The organism is Flavobacterium sp. 25HG05S-40 (assembly GCF_052654735.1).
On sequence record NZ_CP199750.1, the window covers coordinates 3,233,671 to 3,253,519 of the forward strand.

Annotated in this window: 19 protein-coding genes; 8 read left to right on the forward strand and 11 right to left on the reverse strand. The window is 34.8% G+C overall.

The window, feature by feature from the left end:
• The first annotated feature begins 78 nt into the window (after nucleotides 1-78).
• The 3 genes from ACULEU_RS14130 to ACULEU_RS14140 all read left to right on the forward strand — a co-directional run bounded on the left by ACULEU_RS14130 (nucleotide 79) and on the right by ACULEU_RS14140 (nucleotide 2,015).
• Nucleotides 79-582, forward strand: coding sequence for a nuclear transport factor 2 family protein (locus tag ACULEU_RS14130; protein ID WP_445453210.1), 504 nt, complete (start codon nucleotides 79-81; stop codon nucleotides 580-582).
• A 404-nt stretch (nucleotides 583-986) separates the two neighbouring features.
• Nucleotides 987-1,415: a hypothetical protein gene (locus ACULEU_RS14135; protein WP_445453211.1), complete on the forward strand. Its 429-nt coding sequence runs from the start codon at nucleotides 987-989 to the stop codon at nucleotides 1,413-1,415.
• Nucleotides 1,416-1,433: 18 nt separating this feature from the next.
• The gene (locus ACULEU_RS14140; RefSeq protein ID WP_445453212.1) at nucleotides 1,434-2,015 is read left to right on the forward strand and encodes a hypothetical protein; all 582 of its coding nucleotides are present in this window, start codon (nucleotides 1,434-1,436) and stop codon (nucleotides 2,013-2,015) included.
• Between the two features lie 70 nt (nucleotides 2,016-2,085).
• Here the strand turns inward: ACULEU_RS14140 and ACULEU_RS14145 are convergent, their stop codons facing one another.
• Nucleotides 2,086-3,024: an L-threonine 3-dehydrogenase gene (locus ACULEU_RS14145; protein ID WP_445453213.1), complete on the reverse strand. Its 939-nt coding sequence runs from the start codon at nucleotides 3,022-3,024 to the stop codon at nucleotides 2,086-2,088.
• Nucleotides 3,025-3,156: 132 nt separating this feature from the next.
• On the opposite strand from ACULEU_RS14145, the gene ACULEU_RS14150 reads away from it, so the two are divergent.
• On the forward strand, nucleotides 3,157-4,704 hold the full coding sequence (locus ACULEU_RS14150) for a hypothetical protein (protein ID WP_445453214.1): 1,548 nt from the start codon (nucleotides 3,157-3,159) through the stop codon (nucleotides 4,702-4,704).
• Between the two features lie 59 nt (nucleotides 4,705-4,763).
• Here ACULEU_RS14150 and tsf read toward each other — a convergent pair whose 3' ends face one another.
• The 4 genes from tsf to rplM form a co-directional block, all read right to left on the reverse strand.
• Nucleotides 4,764-5,594, reverse strand: coding sequence for a translation elongation factor Ts (gene tsf, locus ACULEU_RS14155; protein WP_445453215.1), 831 nt, complete (start codon nucleotides 5,592-5,594; stop codon nucleotides 4,764-4,766).
• A gap of 114 nt (nucleotides 5,595-5,708) precedes the next feature.
• The gene (gene rpsB, locus ACULEU_RS14160; protein ID WP_445453216.1) at nucleotides 5,709-6,551 is read right to left on the reverse strand and encodes a 30S ribosomal protein S2; all 843 of its coding nucleotides are present in this window, start codon (nucleotides 6,549-6,551) and stop codon (nucleotides 5,709-5,711) included.
• Between the two features lie 195 nt (nucleotides 6,552-6,746).
• Entirely contained in the window at nucleotides 6,747-7,133 is a 387-nt protein-coding gene (rpsI, locus tag ACULEU_RS14165) for a 30S ribosomal protein S9 (protein ID WP_445453217.1), read from the reverse strand.
• On the reverse strand, nucleotides 7,133-7,588 hold the full coding sequence (gene rplM, locus ACULEU_RS14170; protein WP_445453218.1) for a 50S ribosomal protein L13: 456 nt from the start codon (nucleotides 7,586-7,588) through the stop codon (nucleotides 7,133-7,135). The genes rpsI and rplM overlap by 1 nt, the downstream gene beginning before the upstream one ends.
• Before the next feature lie 271 nt (nucleotides 7,589-7,859).
• Here rplM and ACULEU_RS14175 point away from each other — a divergent pair, with 271 nt between their 5' ends.
• A complete protein-coding gene (locus ACULEU_RS14175) occupies nucleotides 7,860-8,885 on the forward strand; it encodes a LacI family DNA-binding transcriptional regulator (RefSeq protein ID WP_445453219.1) in 1,026 nt (341 codons plus the stop codon).
• Here ACULEU_RS14175 and ACULEU_RS14180 read toward each other — a convergent pair.
• Genes ACULEU_RS14180 through ACULEU_RS14200 form a run of 5 tightly spaced genes read right to left on the reverse strand, consistent with a single transcriptional unit; the run spans nucleotide 8,866 to nucleotide 13,584 of the window.
• The gene (locus ACULEU_RS14180) at nucleotides 8,866-9,525 is read right to left on the reverse strand and encodes a methyltransferase (RefSeq protein WP_445453220.1); all 660 of its coding nucleotides are present in this window, start codon (nucleotides 9,523-9,525) and stop codon (nucleotides 8,866-8,868) included. The genes ACULEU_RS14175 and ACULEU_RS14180 overlap by 20 nt on opposite strands.
• Before the next feature lie 11 nt (nucleotides 9,526-9,536).
• Nucleotides 9,537-11,060 (reverse strand): B12-binding domain-containing radical SAM protein, encoded by a 1,524-nt coding sequence (locus ACULEU_RS14185; protein WP_445453221.1) that lies wholly within the window; start codon nucleotides 11,058-11,060, stop codon nucleotides 9,537-9,539.
• Nucleotides 11,047-11,736, reverse strand: coding sequence for an FkbM family methyltransferase (locus ACULEU_RS14190; protein ID WP_445453222.1), 690 nt, complete (start codon nucleotides 11,734-11,736; stop codon nucleotides 11,047-11,049). Before ACULEU_RS14190 ends, ACULEU_RS14185 begins: the two co-directional genes overlap by 14 nt.
• 1 nt (nucleotide 11,737) lies before the next feature.
• Entirely contained in the window at nucleotides 11,738-12,808 is a 1,071-nt protein-coding gene (locus ACULEU_RS14195) for an acyltransferase family protein (protein WP_445453223.1), read from the reverse strand.
• Nucleotides 12,808-13,584 (reverse strand): glycosyltransferase family 2 protein, encoded by a 777-nt coding sequence (locus tag ACULEU_RS14200; RefSeq protein ID WP_445453224.1) that lies wholly within the window; start codon nucleotides 13,582-13,584, stop codon nucleotides 12,808-12,810. Before ACULEU_RS14200 ends, ACULEU_RS14195 begins: the two co-directional genes overlap by 1 nt.
• Nucleotides 13,585-14,267: 683 nt before the next feature.
• Between ACULEU_RS14200 and ACULEU_RS14205 the strand changes: the two genes are divergently transcribed.
• From ACULEU_RS14205 to ACULEU_RS14215, 3 genes are all read left to right on the forward strand, one after another.
• Entirely contained in the window at nucleotides 14,268-14,618 is a 351-nt protein-coding gene (locus tag ACULEU_RS14205) for a hypothetical protein (protein WP_445453225.1), read from the forward strand.
• Nucleotides 14,619-15,000: 382 nt separating this feature from the next.
• Nucleotides 15,001-15,699 carry a hypothetical protein gene (locus ACULEU_RS14210; protein ID WP_445453226.1) on the forward strand — a complete coding sequence of 233 codons (699 nt, stop codon included), beginning with the start codon at nucleotides 15,001-15,003 and terminating at the stop codon, nucleotides 15,697-15,699.
• A 30-nt stretch (nucleotides 15,700-15,729) separates the two neighbouring features.
• Nucleotides 15,730-18,798: a T9SS type A sorting domain-containing protein gene (locus ACULEU_RS14215; protein ID WP_445453227.1), complete on the forward strand. Its 3,069-nt coding sequence runs from the start codon at nucleotides 15,730-15,732 to the stop codon at nucleotides 18,796-18,798.
• 287 nt (nucleotides 18,799-19,085) lie between these two features.
• Here the strand turns inward: ACULEU_RS14215 and ACULEU_RS14220 are convergent, their stop codons facing one another.
• Complete coding sequence (locus ACULEU_RS14220; RefSeq protein ID WP_445453228.1) at nucleotides 19,086-19,787, reverse strand: HU family DNA-binding protein; 702 nt, start codon at nucleotides 19,785-19,787, stop codon at nucleotides 19,086-19,088.
• Nucleotides 19,788-19,849: the final 62 nt, after the last annotated feature.

Below are 19,849 nucleotides of genomic sequence, written 5' to 3' on the forward strand. Positions count from 1 at the left end.
ATTGTATAAAAATACAAAAACTAACGAGTATATTTACGTAGTTTTAGAATGACTTCTGTAATGTTTAAATTCCGTTTTATGAAAAAAATATTTCTTTCCGTCTTATGTTCTTTTTTTTTAACCACTGTTGTAGCTCAGAACGAACAAAAATCTGAAATCAATACAACTCTTGATGCCTGGCACAAAGCTGCTGCCAACGCTGATTATAAAAAGTACTTTGACCTGATGACAGAGGATGCTATTTTCATCGGAACGGATGCCACTGAAAACTGGACGAAACCAGCCTTTCAAGCGTTTGCCAAACCCTATTTTGATAAAGGAAAAGCATGGAGCTTTACTTGCATGGAACGGAACATCTATTTTAATTCAGATAAAACCCTAGCTTGGTTTGACGAATTACTCGATACCCAAATGAAGATTTGTCGTGGCTCTGGAGTGCTTATTTTGGATAACGGCTCTTGGAAAATAAAACATTATGTTCTTTCGATGACCGTTCCGAATGCTATTTCAGATGATGTTATTAAAATAAAAACTCCGATTGAAGATCAGCTGATACTAACGCTGAAAAACAAAAAAAAATAAATTTTACTTTCCGAAAAACCATCCCCTTTCTTTTTGCGTAAATGAGTCAGAGAACCCAAAATCTACAACTCATGAACATTAACAAAAAGATTAACACCTTATTTGGAACAACAGCTTTCATTGCGATGGTTGCGCTATTGTTTCTGATATTTTACTTAGCCTTTACTGCGTAGGTGTGACCCTGTTTGCTCCATCAAAACAACTAATCTTTGAATTATCACTGACTAGTATGAACCCTAAACTACTTGATGTTTGGTTAGTTTTGTTTAGAGAGAAAAGCGCTGTTTCGTGTCAAAGACAGCGCTTTTTGATTTAAAAATAACTCCATTTATATAAAAAATCTCTTTTAAAAAAACCAAAGCCATTTTTCTACCGTATATCCCTTCAAACAAAAACCTATTATCATGAAAGTGACAAAAAAAATAAGAGTAATTGTATTGAGCATCCTTGGATTTTTCCTTTTGATGTTTGTGATATTAGTATATCACATTGCTACTGCTAAACCGGTTGAAAATGCCACAATTCAAGTAAGCCGAATAGATTTTGATAAACCATTTGATTCGATAGCGGCTCTAGACATCAAGGAAAAACTGCACCGTATTCCTGGCGTAAAAAGTGAAATCATCGTTAAGCGAAATGTTGTTGTTTATTTTCATGACAATCAAATTGCCGATTCCAAAAAAATATACGACCAGTTGATGACTACCGGAAATTATAAGGCACAGCGCTTTCTATTACCTGCGAATCTAGCCAATAAGCAGGTTTGCCCCGTGATGAAAAAAGACGGTGCTCGCTATAAGTTTACCAAGTTTGTACAAGGAATTTTTCATTAATCTTAAATATAATTAACTATGACAAAGTATTCAAAATTGGCACTATGTGCCTTAGTATTTGGAGCATTTACATTTACGTCGTGTAGCAGCGACAATGATGATCCGGCTCAAGAAGCATCCATCTATGAAAGATTGGGTGGCACCACAATGGTTGCAGATCCTGATAATGCAGGACAAATGATTGAACAAGGACGTTTAAGTTACCGCAAAGTGGTGAACACAACTGTTGGACTTATTGTTGCCGATGTACAATCTAACACCACTGGGAATTTAAGCCCACATTTTGCACCACTTTTAACAGAAGTTGGGGCAGGTAACACTACGAATCTAGCGGTGTTGGTAGATAATTTAACCGATTTTTTCTCGTTTAACACAGGAGGAACGAATGCGGTTAATACCTATAGAGGATTAGATATGGTTGCGGCTCATAATCCGGCTGTGAATAACAGAATGGGAAGAACTTCAACGAATGCTGACTATAACAAATTTATTGGATATGTAGGTGCTGCTGCTGTTCAGAATGGTGTTGCTGCTAACACAGAGCTTTACACCGATATCGTAGCCGTGTTGGAATCGTTAAGAGACCCAATCGTACAATAATAATTACGTTTTTGTTTTTGTTTAGAGAAACGCTATCCTGATTTTTTGGGATAGCGTTTTGATTTTAACTTTATTTTAAATTCTCTAACATTTCGTCGGTCATAGAATCTAAATCAAATTTATGTTTCCAATTCCAATCTTTTCGGGCGCTACTATCATCAATAGAAGCTGGCCAACTATCGGCAATTTTCTGGCGAAAATCGGGTTTATACGATATTGTAAAGTTGGGAATGCGTTTTTTGATTTCCTGAGCAATTTCTGCTGGAGTAAAGCTCACTCCGGATAAATTATACGAAGAACGTATTTTAATGGCATCATTTGGAGCCTGCATGATTTCGACTGTAGCGCGAATAGCATCATCCATATACATCATGGGCAACGCCGTATTTTCTGAAAGGAAACATTCATACTTCCCGTCTTTTAATGCTTTGTGATAGATGTCTACGGCATAATCTGTGGTTCCTCCGCCAGGTTCCGTTGACCAGCTGATCAATCCCGGATAACGAATGCTTCGTACATCCACTCCATAAATATTATGGTAATATTCACACCATCTTTCACCGGTTTGCTTACTGATTCCGTAAACGGTTGTGGGTTCCATTATCGTGTATTGTGGTGTATTATCTCTTGGAGTTGTGGGTCCAAAAACAGCAATACTTGAAGGCCAGAATATCTTTTTAATCTTTTTGGCTTTCGCTAAATTTAAAACATGAAAAAGCGAATTCATGTTCAAATCCCAAGCAAATGCCGGATTTTTTTCAGCAGTGGCCGATAGTAAGGCAGCCATCAGATACACATCCGTGATTTGATACTGCTCAATTAAATGCTCAATCTGATTGTAATCTAAAGCATTAACTACTTCAAAAATTCCGTTGTTGACAATATCGTTATTCAGTTTTCTGATATCCGAAGCTATGACATTTTCGTTGCCATAAATGCTTCTTAGTCTTTGGGTAAGTTCTGTACCAATTTGACCACAGGCACCGATGATTAAAATTTTTGTATTCATTAAAGTTGTGTTTGTGGGACAAAGATACGGTTTTTAAAAAAGTGGACTTCTGTAAATAAATCACAAAATGATATAAAAACTTCATTATAGATATGCTTAAATTTATAATTCTTTAACGCTAAGCCAATTATAATGAAATGGTATCAAAAAGTACTTATCGGATTGGGCTTATTCATTGTATTGGCGATAATCATCAACATTAGTCTTAATCTTTGGATACAATTTCAACTGCCGAAAATTATTAATAAAAAAAATGATTCCGCTTACGTTATCACTTATAAAAATCTCAAAGTTTCATTTTGGAGTAGTAATATTATAGCGGACGAAATAGTTTTTGTCCCTAAACATGCTGTAAAAGATACTATTCATAAACAGGGTTTATACGGAAAGATTCGTGGCATTACCATTCATAATTTTAAAACGTGGGCATTCCTTTTCAGTGACAAAATAAAAGCCCAAAGCATTACTATTGAGGCGCCTAAAGTTGTTTTGTATGAAAAGAAAAAAAGAGATAATATTCGGGAATCGGTTGTAAAGCCATTTGAAAAAATCATTACGGTTTCGGACGTCACGGTGCAACAAGGTGATTTAAAAATCATAAGTTTCACCACTCAAAAACCCGTTCTGAGTGTGCAAAATATCAGCGTCCAACTTGATGGTATTGTGGTCAGTGAAGCACTACTAAAGGAAAAAATTCCGTTTGAGTTCCATGATTATTCGGTTACTTGTGACAGTCTTTACTACCTTCCCAATGAATTTTACCATATTTCGACCAAGAAAATAATTGTAAATAAATCCAATTTAGCAGTAACTGATTTCAAAATGATTCCCACACATTCCAGACAAGAATATGTGGCAAAAATGAAGACCGAAAAAGATATTTATACATTGAATTGTCCTTCTATAAAACTCGATAATATGGATTGGGGTTTTCAGCAGGATGACTTTTTTGTTCATTGCAATTCCGTCCGTTTAAATGAGGTATCAGCCAATATTTATCGCTCGAAAGAACCCGCAGATGATTTGACAAAAAAGCATTTGTATAATAAGTTGCTTCGTGATTTGCCTTTTGATTTAAAAGTAGATACGCTCAAAATTAGTCGCTCACTTTTAGAATATGAAGAAGCAAAATCTTTTGATTTGGGTTCCGGAAAACTTCGTTTTAGCCATTTCAATTTGACGGCAACTAACATTTGTAGCGGCTTTAAAAAGACAACGCTTCCTGATCTTGAGATAAAAATTGATTGTCGCTTTATGAATACTTCGCCTTTACATGTAAATTGGAAATTGAATGTATTGGATGCCAGTGACGGATTTGACATCACTGGAACGCTTACCCATTTTGACGCTGAGAAAATAATTCCGTTTACAAAACCCTATTTGAATATAACGACAAAAGGCATTATTGATGAATTACGTTTTGATTTTACGGGAAATGACAAAAGAAATTCGGGTGAATTTAAGGTAGAATACGACGATTTGAAATTTACCGTCTATCAAAAAGACAATCGTAAAAAGAAAAACAAGCTATTGACTTTTGTCTCGAAAATCTTTGTCAAAAAAGACACCAAGGATAAACTGAGAAATGTTTCTATTGAAGTGGAACGCATTCCGGAAAAATCGTTTTACAATTTGCTATGGAGAAGCATAGCCGAAGGTTTGAAGCAGATTTTGGTCTGATTATAAAAACAAAAACCCATCTCAATGAGATGGGTTTTCTATTTTGTGCTATATAAGTCTTAACCTAAAGCAACTCTTCTGAAACCAGTTACAGTCAAACCTGCATCTACAGTTCTGATGTAAGCGGTAACGCTCATAGAACTATCTTTGATATAATCTTGGTTTACTAAAGTATTGTCTTTAAAGAAACGACCTAATTTACCTTTAGCGATGTTTTCAATCATTGCTTCCGGTTTACCTTCTTGACGTAACATATCTTTAGCAATTTCGATTTCTTTAGCGATGGTATCTGCATCAACACCAGCTTCGTCTAAAGCGATTGGGTTCATAGCAGCAGCTTGCATAGCTACGTTTCTTGCTGCTTCTTCAGCACCGTCTACATTAGCAGACAAAGCAACCAAAGTAGCGATTTTATTTCCAGCGTGGATATAAGAACCAACAAAAGCACCTGTCAATCTTTCGAAAGACGCAACTTCAATTTTTTCTCCGATAACACCTGTTTGCTCAATTAATTTTTCAGCTACAGTAATTCCGTTAAAGTCAGAAGCTAAAAATGCTTCTTTAGAATCAAAGTTTAATGCTTGATTAGCTAAATCTGTAGCTAATTTTACGAAACCTTCATTTTTTCCAACGAAATCAGTTTCGCAGTTTAATGTGATAACAACACCTGATGTTTTATCAGCATTAACAACTGCAATTGCAGCTCCTTCAGTAGATTCTCTGTCAGAACGATTAGCAGCAACTTTTTGACCTTTTTTTCTAAGGTTTTCAATTGCTAAATCGAAATCTCCTTCAGATTCAACTAAAGCTTTTTTACAGTCCATCATTCCTGCACCAGTAATAGTTCTTAACTTGTTTACGTCTGCAGCAGTAATTGTGATTGTTGACATACTATTTTATTTTTTAAATTTAAAAATCTCTTTAAAATGAATTACGAATTACGAATTTCAAATTACGAGTTGCAACAATTCGTAATCCTTAATTCATAATTCGTAATTGTTGTTTTACTCTTCAGTCTTAGTTTCAGTAGCTTCTACTTCAGGTGCAACTTCAGCTTCTACGGCCGGAGCCTCAGCAACTGGAGCAGCTTCTACAGCAGCAACCTCTTCTACAGTTTCTTCTGTATCAACTTCAGGAGCACTATCAGAAGCATCAGATGTTCTGTTAGCTAATCCGTCTTTTACAGCGTCAGTAACTAAAGATAAAATTTTATCAATTGATTTTGAAGCATCATCATTGGCTGGGATAACGTAATCTACTTCACGTGGATCAGAGTTAGTATCAACCATTGCGAAAACTGGAATGTTTAATTTTTGTGCTTCTTTTATGGCGATGTGTTCCGCTTTGATATCTACAACAAATAATGCAGCAGGTAATCTTGACATATCAGCAATAGAACCTAAGTTCTTTTCTAATTTAGCACGAAGACGATCTACTTGTAATCTTTCTTTTTTAGATAAGGTCATGAAAGTTCCGTCTTTCTTCATTTTATCAATAGTAGCCATTTTTTTAACAGCTTTACGGATAGTAACGAAGTTAGTTAACATACCACCTGGCCATCTTTCAGTGATGTAAGGCATGTTACACGCTAATGCTTTTTCAGCAACGATATCTTTTGCTTGTTTTTTGGTAGCAACGAAAAGTATTTTTCTACCAGATGCTGCAATTTTTTTCATGGCTTCGTTAGCCTCTTCAATTTTTGCAGCTGTTTTATATAGATTAATAATGTGAATACCATTACGTTCCATATAAATGTAAGGAGCCATGTTTGGATCCCACTTACGAGTCATGTGTCCGAAGTGAACACCTGCCTCTAATAAATCTTTAACTTCAATTTTGTTTGCCATTGTGTAATAGTTTACGTTCCGTTGATTAGCAATGCGTCACCTTTTTCGCTTTAAGACTTTTTGGCTTTAAGACTTTGGACTGCATTTCGATGCTAAACTAATTCCCTTTTTAGAAGGAATATCGACAACTTTGTTTTAAATTCTAATTTAATTGTAAAAAATAATCTGAAAATATATTCTGGTATATCCCGAATATTAACGTTTCGAGAATTGGAATCTCTTTCTCGCTTTTTTCTGACCGAATTTTTTACGTTCTACCATTCTTGGATCTCTTGTTAGTAATCCTTCTGGTTTAAGGATAGCTCTGTTATCAGCTTCCACTTCACACATAGCTCTTGCAATTGCCATTCTCACGGCTTCTGCCTGACCTGTTGAACCACCTCCGTATACATTTACTTTTACGTCAAAGTTTTCTGCATTGTTTGTCATAGACATAGGTTGCATTACTTTGTACTGTAAAGTAGCTGTTGGGAAGTACGTTGCAAATTCTCTTTTGTTTACGGTAATTTTTCCTGTTCCTTCAGAAACGTAAACACGTGCTACTGCACATTTTCTTCTACCGATTTTGTGAATAACTCCCATTACTTAAGATCGTTTAGGTTAACTGTTTTAGGTTTTTGCGCGCCTTGTTTGTGCTCAGTTCCTACAACAACATTTAAATTTCTGAAAAGTTCTGCTCCTAATTTGTTTTTAGGTAACATTCCTTTCACCGCTTTTTCAATTAGCAAAGCAGGGTTTTTTGATTGCAAAACTTTTGCAGTCAAAGTTCTTTGTCCTCCTGGATAACCTGTGTGTCTGATGTACGTTTTGTCATCCAACTTGTTACCTGTTAGGTTGATTTTTTCTGCGTTGATAACGATTACGTTATCTCCACAGTCGACGTGAGGGGAGTAACTTGGCTTGTATTTACCTCTTAAGATCATAGCGACCTTTGAAGCAAAGCGACCTAAGTTATGACCTTCAGCATCCACAATGACCCATTCTTTAGCAGAAGTGGCCTTGGTTGTAGATTGTGTCTTGTAGCTTAATGCGTCCATAATTTTTTTTTAATTAAACATTCCATTCCCAATAAAGGGAGTGCAAAAGTACAATTATTTATTAATAAAGCAAGTAGCATCTTTTAAATATTTTCTCAAACCAAAATTTTTGACTTAAAATCCTTTTAATGAATGGACTTAACCTCCTAAAAAGCAGCTTCACTTTGCTCTAAAACCTATAAAGTTTTTAACACTTTTCGGATAACTTTACTTTTTCGATACCTTAATAGAGTATAAATTTTACTATTTTTACAACTTAAGCGACTTTACTATGAAATCGAAAGCCACATTAAAACAGATTGCAAAAGAGTTGGGTGTTTCTGTCTCTACTGTTTCCAAAGCACTGAATGGAAGCCCGGAAATAAGTGAACCAACCAAGCAACGTGTTCAGGAATATGCCAAACTAAAAAATTATAAGCCTAATGTTATCGGACTTAGCTTAAAAAACAGAAAGACCAAAACTATTGGTGTTATTATCCCTAATATTCTCAACTCTTTCTTCGCCAAAGTCTTTAGCGGAATTGAAAAAGTAGCGGATGAAAAGGGCTATAAAGTGATTACGTGTATTTCAAACGAATCTTCGGAAAAAGAAATCAATGCTCTTGAAATGCTGAGCAACGGAACGATAGACGGCTTTATCCTTTCGATAGCAGAAGAATCTCAAAAACTACAAAAGTTTGATCATTTTACCAGTATTATAAACGAAGGAACTCCGATTGTAATGTTTGACAGGATTGCCAACGAAGTGAATTGTGACAAGGTTATTGTGGACGATTTTGAATCAGCAATCAATGCTACTGAGCATTTAATAAAAACTGGCTGTAAAAAAATTGCCCTGCTTTCTGCTATTGATAATTTAAGTGTGGGTAAACTTCGAGCGCAAGGTTTTTATAAAGCTCTTGAAAACAACGGCATCAAAGTAGATGAAAAACTGGTAATTTTAACGAATGATAATGAAGAATTCAATTCGAAAATCGGTGGCTTTTTTATCAAAAACAAACCTGATGGCGTTTTTGCACTAGACGAGCATGCCTCTGTTACCGGAATGAAACTCGGAATACAAAACGGATACAAAATTCCGCAAGACTTGTCTATTATTGGTTTTGCTGATGGCGTTTGGTCGCGACGAATGACACCAAGTTTATCTACAGTAAGCCAACACGGACCTGAAATAGGCGAAGTTGCTGCGCAATTATTGATAGACAAATTAGAAAGTTCGGAAGAAACTTTTACGTTTACTACAACAACCATTAAAACAGAATTGCGTCAGCGTGATTCTACGAAGAAACTATTCTAAAGATATAATTGGTTTCGACCAATTCCTTTTTTTCTAAAACAAGTTCAAAAGCTATGGCATTTTTAGTTGCGATGGCTTTTATTTTTTCCAAATCACAGTCTTGCGACAAAATCATAAAGCATTGTGTTTCTTTCAAAAAGTGAGGCAACTGGACAAACAGCTTTTCAAAGAACTTAAAGTCTTCTCCACAAAACCACGCTTGTTCCTTAATATTCTTCGGTTCTCTTGGATAATACGGCGGATTGATAACCATACAATCAAATGTTTGACCGTTTAGGTTTTGAAACAAATCAGAGAACACCGTTTGAACTTCTAATTGGTTTTGGGTCGCATTTTTTTCTAAAAAATCTAAAGCTTTTTGATTAATATCTGAAGCGGTAACTTTTGCTTCTTTCTTTGAAGCTAAAAGCGAAATGATGCCACTACCACAGCCCAATTCAAGAAATTTTTTATCCTTCAAGTCAATGGTATTCACAAAATCCAAAAGAATTTTGGTGCTGAAAGTCATTTGGGGCGGAAAAACATCGGGATGGACTTGGATGCAAATATCTTGATAGCAATAGTTTCTTGGCTTGAAATAGTAGTATTGTAAACCAAGTTTTAAAAACGGATGTGTTATTTTTTTAAGGAACAGTCTCATGGTATAGGGATTTATTCCGAGTAAAATCCTTCGATTTCAGGCTGACGGTATTTCCAAAGTTTATGTAGTGCTTTGATTTCGTAGGGATAATGATAAATTCCAGTTTTATATCTTAGACTAGAAACCAACTGTAAAATTGTTTTCTTCAACCCGCGAATCCTAAAATCCGAAACAGTAGGATAATAACCGTTCAAGACGGTTTCAAAATTTTTGATGGTATCAATCATATACGGTTTCAGCCATGGTGTCAGTGGATTTTTCCTCAAATCAAAATTTTCCCAACTGGGCGAAATCCAATCCTCTAATTGCGTTGGAAATGAAAATCCGGCATCCAGAATTTGTTGGTACAACTCAGAACCTTCGGTTGGTACAGGACTAAAAAGGTAGATGATAATCTCCGCATTGGGATTGATTTGTTTGATTTCTTTGATAAAATTGATGTCCCACAAAATCTGATCATAGACTTCTTTTTCGGTTGGAGCGGGCATTCCCAATACAAAAGATAATTCCGGAATAATGTCCACCTTTTTCATTCGGAGTACAAAATCCTTTATCATTTGTCCGGTTTGTGTTCCGCCTTTGTTCATTTGTTTTAAGACAGCATCATTCCCGGTTTCGGCGCCCAGAAAAATCATTTTGCAACCGGCTTTCCGCATTAACTTTAACTCGTCATCGCTATACATATTGATGGTATCTATGCGGCCTTCTCCCCAATAACTAATGTCGTCATTCATGATGAGTTCCGAAAACTCTAACACTCTTTTTTTAGACGTGAAGAAATTATTATCGTGAAACTCGATGGCGTCGATGCTGTAATTGTCTTTGAAATATTTCACATCTTCATAAATTCGGGAAGCCGACATCCCTTTCCATTTAGCATTGTAAATCGGAACCACGGCGCAAAACGAACACGAAAACGGGCAGCCCATACTCGAGTGATAGGACAAGGTTTTATTGCCCATAAAGGTTTTGGCCAAATACTGTTGCACAGGATAAAACGAATTCAAATACTCATACGGAAACTTAGGCAAGGTATCTTGATCAAGCAAAGCTTCGATAGCTGTTTTGATGATTTCACCTTTATCGTTTTTATAAATGAGGTTTTTAATGAAAAAGATTTCTTCTTTTTTATTTGCTTCCAAAGCCGTAATTAATGACGGGAAAGCCACATCGCCCGGACCATTGATAACATAATCAACCACACCTGAATCTAAGGAAACTTTGTATTGATTGGCCGCAAAATAGCCACCCCAAATGGTTATGGTTTTGGGAAATTGCTCCTTTATTTTTTTGGTGAACGGGATTGCCTGATGCAATTGTGGTCCGGGCATGACCGTGGAACCAAAGTATTTAAATTCGCCGGTTTTCAGATAACCCTCAATCGTCTGCCATGGATTTTTCTCCAGATTACCATCTACAAAAACATACTCATACTTTCCGTGAACAGACGCACCGACCTGCAGAATCGAATTGGGGATTCGGTGTTTGCCGTTGGCACTGCGTGGGTTGAAGAGGATGATTTTAGGTAGTGGCATAGCTTTTTACAAAAATATTTCCGTGTAATCTTTTAATGGGGAGTTTTTGAATGATACTCTTCATTTCCTCGCCGGTGCACCACTCTTTTAGCTGAAGTTTCAAATGTTCATTCAAAATATAATTAAAGCGGGCATTTCGTTGGTCTAAAAGGGTAATGATTTTTATGGTTTCAGTTATAAATCCGCCGGTGAATTCAAATTCCAGCATTGGAATTTTACATTTCAAATGAGATAAAATCTCAAATTCATATCCTTCTACATCGATTTTACAATAATTGGGTAAACCATAGGTATCAATTAAAGTCTCTAGTTTTTTTACGATTACCGTTTCTTTTGCTGTCCATTGGATTTCATCACCACTAAAGTAGTCGATAAATGCTGTCGAAAGGGTAGCCACTTCACTATGATTCGCTAAAAATAATTCTTTTTCTTCATTTTCAGCGCCAACAGCTATAGGATAATAGGTAAAGGAAGGATATTCGTTCTTTAATTTTTTTAAGCTTTCATCGCAGGAACTTTGGGGTTCAAAAGCAATTACTTTGGCACCAAGAGATAAAAACAACTTGCTTTTTTTGCCCACATTGGCACCAATATCAAAGCACAAGTCGCCTTCAATAATAAATTGGGCATAAAACTTTTTGCTTCTATATTTTTTTATGAAACTTCTTAATAGCATCTTAATTGTTTTTATCTCTTAAATTCATAATTGGTCTCTCAATGAATTTATAAAAGCCAGTTCCTAAAATATAGGTTAGAATAATAAAAATAAGTATCAAAAATAAAGATTCGATTGCGGTTTGCGGTTTGATATATCTAAAAATTATGTATACAAAAGGTAAATGAACTAAATAAATGGAATAAGAAGCCAAACTTTGATTGGTAAATATCTTTTCAAAAAACACGGGCAATCTAAAGTAAATAAAAAATGGCAGTATAGCGCTGATTACAAAGGTAATAATGGTGTAATAAATGACATCATTATAAAACAACGATATATTACTTTTTAAAATGAGCGTACAAATTGAATATAGTAAAATGCCCAACATTACTAGTAAAACTCTATATTTCTTAATCAAACCGGGAATATTTAGATGGATAAAGTATAGTACTACTCCATAAATAGTGGCGTCCATCCGAGTGAGGATTGTTTTTCTTACTTCGGAGTCCCAGTTTTCAACACCGTTTAAATGTTTAACAACTCTATAAGTTATCGCCATAACAATCCATAAAAACAGCAAGAGGTAAAATGGATTAGTCTTTAATTTTAGCTTTAAAATCCCCAATAAACTCAATGGAAACAAAATGTAAAACCATTCTTCTATGGTAAGCGAATAGGTATGTGGTAAAAAGTTAAAATTGGCTATGCTTATATTTTGAAGAAAAACTAAGAACTTCCACGAGAAATCTTTAGCATAATAAATATCAAAATGTGACAAAAGCAGGCAAATAGCAATTATTAGAAAGTACATCGGAACCGTTTTGTACCATCTTCTTTTGTAGAACCTAAAAATATCATTCAGAGAAATTGCGTTGCTCTCCCGGTATTTTTTTTCAATAATACCTCCTATTAGAAACCCGCTCAAAGTAAAAAACAAATCCAGTGCAGCATGGCTCACAAACCAAAGCATCCTGAATTGTGGGAAAAACGCATCCGTGAGTAAAAATGAGTGTTGCAATACGACCAAAAATAAGCATAAAGAACGCAAAACGTCTAATCCCGGATTCCTGTGTAGTGCCGAATTGCTCATTATTTACGCTTTATTAGGTAGCTTATTAAATTTTTGGTGTTCAGAAAACATCCTTGCAGCAACAAGAAGAATGAAATCTCCTTTTTCAAAAACAGATTCAAAACAGGTTTATAGTAGTTAAAAAAGAAACCCATCACAACTTTTCGGTTTTGATGTGTATTATCTTTGTGAATTCTTATAAATGCAAGTACTTCATGAATAAAATAGAGTTTGTGTTTCGCTGAAATTCCAAACAAAAACTCCTGATGCGAGTCAAACACTTTTTCATTAAATGGTTCTTTCTTTAGCAGTGCTTCTTTTTTAAAAACAAAAACTGAAAAGGGAAGTATTTTAAACTTCAAAACTTTTTCAATTGCATTTTCATAAAAATCTTGTTCGAATTTATAGAACGGATTTCCAACGGTGTTTATATCTTCAAAATAACTAATGTTGTGAGTTATCAATTTTACCTCGCTATTATTTACAAAAACGGAAACAATGGTTTGTAATTTATTATTTTTCCATAAATCATCAGAATCTAAAATAGCAATAATTTCGCCAGTTGTTTGTTGTAATCCAATGTTTAGCAGTTTACTGATATTCCCAATATGATTATGTTTAAAATACTTGATTCGAGTGTCATTAATGCTTTTCACAACTTCTTCGGTAGTATCCGTAGAACCATCATCAACAATAATATGCTCAAAATCTTGATGAGTTTGATTTAGCACGCTTTGAATGGTTTCTCCAATCAAATCAGCTCTGTTATAAGTTATGGTGACAATGCTAACTTTCATAACGGTACTTTTTAAAAATATAAAATCGCATTAAAAGATAGTTAGATAAAACTCCAATTGTATTTGCTAAAAATGCACCAAACAATAGAAACTGCTTGACAAGCAAGAATGAAAAAGTACAGTTGATTATGCCAGAAATAAGTAAGATGAACAAAACAATTTTTTGCTTTTCTAGTTTCGTAAAACGATACATTTCAAAGTTTAACAATGTAAAAAGGAAAAGATTAGTAAAAAACAAAAGAGTAAATTTATAATCAATTGGAATGGTATAAAATAAATTGGCAACGACATAAAATCCAAATGCCGATAACAAGGAAAACAGTAGGCCGAAAGATTTTAAAAAAGTTTCCAGCTTTTGAAACACCTTATGATTAAACCGAAAAATACTGGTTTCAAAGGTGTTGATTAATGTGGCATAAACCACCATGCACATGCTTGACAGACTCGAGATAATGAAATAATGGCTCATAACCTCTTTGTTGATAAGAATTCCAATTACATACAAATCCGATTTAGAAGCGATAAAACCCGCAACCGAAACCCCAAAGAAATAGAACGACTTTTTTAAAATTTCATAACCTTCGATTGCAGAAAAGCGAAACGAAATTTCATTCCAAAACAGCAATATGTAATAAAAAAATTTGACCAACTCAAACCCAATAAAGCAAACTAAAAAAGTAAAAGTGTCAAGTTTATTGCCGTTAACAAAAACTAAAAAAAGAAAAACAGCACTCCATACTATTTCCACACCAAAAACAGCCATGCTCTTTTTTCTAAAGAGAATTAAACTATCAAATACCGGAACTAGTGATTTTAGAAAAAGAAGCACTAATAATAAGATTTTTAACTTAATATCTATGGGTATAAAGGCAATACTAAAGCAAACAAAAAACAATAAAATAAATTTGCTGGAAATTAAATCAGAGATTAGTTTTTTACTGTTTTTAGGGCTTTTACTGATTTCTTTGGTATTGAAAAATTTCCCACCCCAATTAGTAAAATTGAAAAATAACCAAAAAACACTAATAAAATAAACATAAGAAGTTAGCACTCCCTTAGAATTGAAATGAATTAAAATATAATTCAAAAGCAATCCAAACACCCCAGTCAAAAGCCCTCTTCCCACATTGGAAAAAGCTAAAAAGCTTCTTAAGAATACTTTGCTACTTTTTATATGGAACATACAATGCTGTTTTCACAAAATTAACTCATTATCTAATTTGGAAGCTAAAGATAAAGAAACTAAGGTGTAAATTCATATTTGTTCCTACAATTATGGCTATATAATATTATGATAACTTAAACAAAATATATTCAGAGAGTTATTTAATCGATTTGTAGGAATAAAATATGTTAGACTAGAAAAAACATTTAAATTTATAGGAAATTTTATAAACAATCTAAATCCTTATCCTTATGAAAAAAGCATTTTTAATTTTAGCAGTTAATTTTATTGTTTTTACAGGTTTTGCACAGTGGACTACTGGAACGTATATTACCTATACAACCGCACCTGTTGTAAGTATAGGTTCATCCTCAATTCAAGGGCAATATGGAAGTCCTCCAAGTAATAGTGCACTTGAAATAGTATCTCCACAAGGCTCTGGCTCTACTATCAATTTAAAAGCGGGAGCAGAAAGTGCTTTTTTATCTTTCCATTCACTTTATCCGTCTGGATTTTATTTACCTCCTGCAAGAACATTTGGTTTTTTTGTAAACAGTATAAGCATCCCTTCGCTACAATTCCAGCCTAATGGAAATGTTACGATAGGAAAAATCAGCGGTCCAACTGCATATAAATTAGCAGTTGCAGGTAAAATAATCGCCGAAGAACTAAAAGTACAATTACAAGCGCAATGGCCTGATTATGTTTTTACAGAATATTACAAACTGCCTAGTTTAGAGGAAGTAGAACAACAAATAAAAGAGAATGGTCGCTTATCTAAGATGCCGTCTGCAGAGGAAGTAAACTGTGAAGGCTTTGAAGTAGGCGAATTAACCAGACTTCAACAAGAAAAAATAGAAGAATTGACCCTATACATTATTGAGCTAAACAAACAACTACAAGCTCAAGAAAAGAGAATGCAAGCACTGGAAGCAAAGGTTAACAACTAGTTTTTTTTAATTTATAAAACTTATTATAATATGAAAAAACTATTAATAATTTTATTTTTAAGCATAGGTCTTCAAGGGCAATCACAAATCAATCCAACTGGTATTAATACTAATTTAAGTCCCAATGGGGTTTTTGAAACTGTTTTTGACCATTACGGAAATGCTTATAAAATTTCGGATATTATTGTTGGGAAAACGGTTACTGACACCAATGGTCAAATTTTGCGAACAACAAATCCTACCCCCACTACTTGCGGTTATTTTAATTTATATTTTGAGTCAGGTTGCGGAATGGATAACATTTCTATACAGGCTCAGGCCAATCGAAGAAACGTGGTATGTCAGGTTTTTAGTGACTTGTCTGCCTTTATAAATTTACCTCCAAACACCCCAAGTACGTTTAGGGTAAACATTTGGGTTAGAAATATAAATAATGTAATTGTTTCTCCAAATACTCCTAATGGTGTATTGGGATTAGCAAGTTCATTTTACACAATGCCAAGCAATAACACAGCAGGTTTTGGTGGAATTATAGATAGCGAAATATGGAAATCTATTCATACCGGTAAAAATTCTTATGCCAACGTTGCTTCCCCATTAATTACTGACGGTGTCAATGTTGGTCCTTCAGGTAATTTATATCATGGAATGATGGCTTTTAATTTCAATACAAATAATATCCCCGCATTTAGTTGGAATACCAACACGGGTATAGCTAATCCTTCTGGGCTTGTTGATTTGTATAGCGTAGTGCTCCACGAAGTCATTCATGCTTTAGGTTTCGCGAGTTTGATCAATCAAGATGGAGGTTCTCGATTGGGAAATGGGTTTAATTATTTTACACGATATGATAACTTTCTCAGAAACAATGCTAGTTCACAAAAATTAATTACCAATTCCGGAAGTTGTTCTATGTACAACTACAATTTTAACTCAGCGAATTTATTAACGGGAGTTCTCCATCCGAATTGTAATTTACCAAACAATATCAATACAGAAAACTCAGTTGGTACAACGGAATGTAATAATGCCTTGAGATATGTTGGTTTAAGTAATGTGCCTATATATACACCCGTATGCTATGAACCCGGAAGCAGTTTTAGCCATTTTGAAGATGTGTGTATAAGTCCACCCAATCAAAATACAACCAATAGCTATTTTGTAATGACCGACGCTACAGGATTAGGTCAAACAAAGCGGTTTTTAAGACCTGAAGAAAGGAATGTTCTTTGTGATATTGGATATAATGTAAACCCTACTTTTGGTACTGCTTTTAATGGATTCATCAATTATGGTGGCACGAGACCTTGTCAGGGAATTTCTGTGGCCGGTTTGAACGATGGGATAGATGCAAATAATACATATACCTTTATTGGTAATGCAGGTAATACTATCTTGATATCAGGAATTTTAAACAATGATACCGGCGCTACGGGATTTGAATGCTTGGAGGACGTTTATTCATCTTCAACACTATCTCCATCTTCCGGAACCGCTAGTACAACCATTAATTTTACCAATGGTAGTGTCGGTCTGCATCTGTTGCGATATGTTCCGGTTAACGGCGCGCAAAAGGGAAACATTACCTATATTTATGTTTATGTGACTGATCCTGAATCAAATTGTGCTAGTACAAATGCTTGTAACTTAGTTAAAAATGGTGATTTTGAGCAGAATTCTGCAATTCCGTCGGGTTTGGGCCAAATTAGCTTAGCCTGCGGTTGGAGAGCAACTGCATCTACTTCAAGTACAGAATATATTTATGCTACTTCAAATAGCCCTATTAGTAGACAACCTTGTCATCTTGTAGGATATCAAACATCAAATAACCTATCAGGTAATGGTTTCGCTGGGATAGGTTTTATAAAAAACTTTTCTCTTTTAGGTGGTGTCGGTGGTTTGTATTCTGAAACTATCAGCACTAAACTAGCCTCTGCTTTACAGCCAAATTCAAGTTATCAATTGAGTTTTGATGTGTCATTAGCTGAAGGTAGAAGTTCCGCTGCGGTAAAATTTCAAGCCTATTTAGGAACATCGCAAATAGCTATAACGGGATATTCGGCTATCCCAATAAGTAACCCAAACATGCTCAAAGAAAATAATACATTTTCAACAAGCACTGCTAACTGGGAAAAAGTAACTATTAATTTTAGGACTGGTGCAACAGCTGGTGAACAATACTTATGTATAGGGTTACTAAGTAATGACGCTGCATTTCAATCACAAAGCCCTGCTGGTGCTAATGCTTCTTGCCTGTATGATGCTATTACATTTAATACTGGCGTATGGTCAGCAAGCCAAACAACATATTACTATCTTGATAATGTAAGCCTAGTTCCGTTGAATCAGGCATCATTATTATTACCTGATTCAGTCTGTCAAACGCAGATATTCCCTGACTTGCGAGCATTTTTATCGCCTGCACCAATTGGGGGCGTTTTTACAGGGACAGCGGGAGTTACTTTTTCAGGGGGGCTTTATTCCTTTAATGCAGCATTAGCAGGACCGGGGACACATACGATTAAATATAGATATACAAATAATTTGGGATGTTTGATTTCTATATATTCAAATATTACTGTGTCACCTTGTTCGACTGGTTCTTGTCCTGGTAATTTGATTTTCAACACGCAAGAACCTTCAACAACTGCCACGTATCAAGCATCGAACACCATTGTAACCAATACTAATTATTTAGTAAACGCAGGTTCGACTATTACTTTAGTGGCGGGAAACTCGATTACATTCAGTCCAAATTCAGAAGTTAAGTCTAATAGTACGAGTAATTTTACAGCTCGACTGGCTGCTTGTACTCAGACTTCTGCTAAGATGGCACCATCTGAGACCGAAGTTACTGTTAATAAAGAGCTGCTTTTATTCCCAAATCCAGCAAATGATTTTACAACAATTCATTTAAATAATGGAGAATTTAAAAAAGTGATTATCACAACTATTGAGGGTAGGATTGTTTTGAATGAGGCAGTAAAAGAAACTTCCGAGTATCAATACAATACTTCTCCATTGACTAGCGGTATTTATATTGTTTCCATTGAAACGAATGATGGAGAAATTATTTCTAAAAAGTTAATCAAGAGATAAGCTGATTTTCTTTTTATCAAAAGCCGTTTGGATTTGGTTCAAACGGCTTTTTGTTTGTTAATAATTTTAAAATTATGCAGGTTTACGTTCTTTATTGTGGTGCAACTAATAACATTCATTAGTGCAAAGGTAATTTATCACTAGCGCAATCAGGAATCTTCATTGGTGCATAAAAACAAAAATAACAAACGACAATTTTTAAAATAGTACAGCCTTATACAATTATGTATAAAAAAACCGAGCGAATAAATTTGCTCGGTGGTTAGTCTACTAATGGGTATTTAATATTAAATCACTTGTAAAGTTTCCTGCAAACTTCCTGATCGGAGTGTGACTACGGTAGTTCCATACCCTTTTCTTACTTCAAGAGTGTAGTTGCCTACTGCTAAAGTTGTTGGTATACTAAAAACTAATTTACCTTCTGTTCTACTAGCAATAATATCAACTTTTGTTGCAGTTCCGTCTGCAGCAATTAAATAAATACCCTCAGCTATATTTACAGGGTTGAATTTTAATTCTTCACCAACCACCTGACCTATACCGCCGGGTGTTAAAATGCTATTGGTGTTGTTGCTGTTAATATCTGTAAACTGAATCAAAGCTGGTCCAGGAGTGGGTTGTGTTACTTTCTCAACGGCTGCAAATTGCAATTTCTCGTTTAGCAAGAGTCCTACTGAGACACTAGCTTTTTTGACATGTCTTGAAGGATCAAAACTATCGGTAGCATTACTAAAAACACCCCCAATTCCTGGTCTGAAATTGGCGATTGGCAAATTTACATTGTTCCCTTCTGTAATTTCATCGGATACCACCTCAAAAAAAACTTTCAGTACAGCACGTATATCGGCTTCAGTTATAGTACTGCCACGACGAAGCATTTCCTTAGTTATGCTTTCCACATCATGAACTTGATTACTTATTACTCTCGCAGACTGATCATTTGGGTCAGGAGTAATTGGGTTTGGCTGTAAATAATACTTAATTGACATAATAAAAAAGTTTAATGGTTACTATTATCTATCAACGTCAAAAAAATAAGTTTATTATTACA

Coding starts and splice junctions, on each gene's coding strand:
- ACULEU_RS14135 (WP_445453211.1), top strand. CDS start 987: ATGAAAGTGACAAAAAAAATAAGAGTAATTGTATTGAGCATCCTTGGA.
- ACULEU_RS14180 (WP_445453220.1), bottom strand. CDS start 9,525: ATGAGACTGTTCCTTAAAAAAATAACACATCCGTTTTTAAAACTTGGT.
- ACULEU_RS14130 (WP_445453210.1), top strand. CDS start 79: ATGAAAAAAATATTTCTTTCCGTCTTATGTTCTTTTTTTTTAACCACT.
- ACULEU_RS14190 (WP_445453222.1), bottom strand. CDS start 11,736: ATGCTATTAAGAAGTTTCATAAAAAAATATAGAAGCAAAAAGTTTTAT.
- rpsI (WP_445453217.1), bottom strand. CDS start 7,133: ATGGGAGTTATTCACAAAATCGGTAGAAGAAAATGTGCAGTAGCACGT.
- ACULEU_RS14175 (WP_445453219.1), top strand. CDS start 7,860: ATGAAATCGAAAGCCACATTAAAACAGATTGCAAAAGAGTTGGGTGTT.
- ACULEU_RS14200 (WP_445453224.1), bottom strand. CDS start 13,584: ATGAAAGTTAGCATTGTCACCATAACTTATAACAGAGCTGATTTGATT.
- ACULEU_RS14215 (WP_445453227.1), top strand. CDS start 15,730: ATGAAAAAACTATTAATAATTTTATTTTTAAGCATAGGTCTTCAAGGG.
- ACULEU_RS14195 (WP_445453223.1), bottom strand. CDS start 12,808: ATGAGCAATTCGGCACTACACAGGAATCCGGGATTAGACGTTTTGCGT.
- ACULEU_RS14220 (WP_445453228.1), bottom strand. CDS start 19,787: ATGTCAATTAAGTATTATTTACAGCCAAACCCAATTACTCCTGACCCA.
- ACULEU_RS14150 (WP_445453214.1), top strand. CDS start 3,157: ATGAAATGGTATCAAAAAGTACTTATCGGATTGGGCTTATTCATTGTA.
- ACULEU_RS14185 (WP_445453221.1), bottom strand. CDS start 11,060: ATGCCACTACCTAAAATCATCCTCTTCAACCCACGCAGTGCCAACGGC.
- ACULEU_RS14140 (WP_445453212.1), top strand. CDS start 1,434: ATGACAAAGTATTCAAAATTGGCACTATGTGCCTTAGTATTTGGAGCA.
- ACULEU_RS14210 (WP_445453226.1), top strand. CDS start 15,001: ATGAAAAAAGCATTTTTAATTTTAGCAGTTAATTTTATTGTTTTTACA.
- ACULEU_RS14145 (WP_445453213.1), bottom strand. CDS start 3,024: ATGAATACAAAAATTTTAATCATCGGTGCCTGTGGTCAAATTGGTACA.
- rplM (WP_445453218.1), bottom strand. CDS start 7,588: ATGGACGCATTAAGCTACAAGACACAATCTACAACCAAGGCCACTTCT.
- tsf (WP_445453215.1), bottom strand. CDS start 5,594: ATGTCAACAATCACAATTACTGCTGCAGACGTAAACAAGTTAAGAACT.
- rpsB (WP_445453216.1), bottom strand. CDS start 6,551: ATGGCAAACAAAATTGAAGTTAAAGATTTATTAGAGGCAGGTGTTCAC.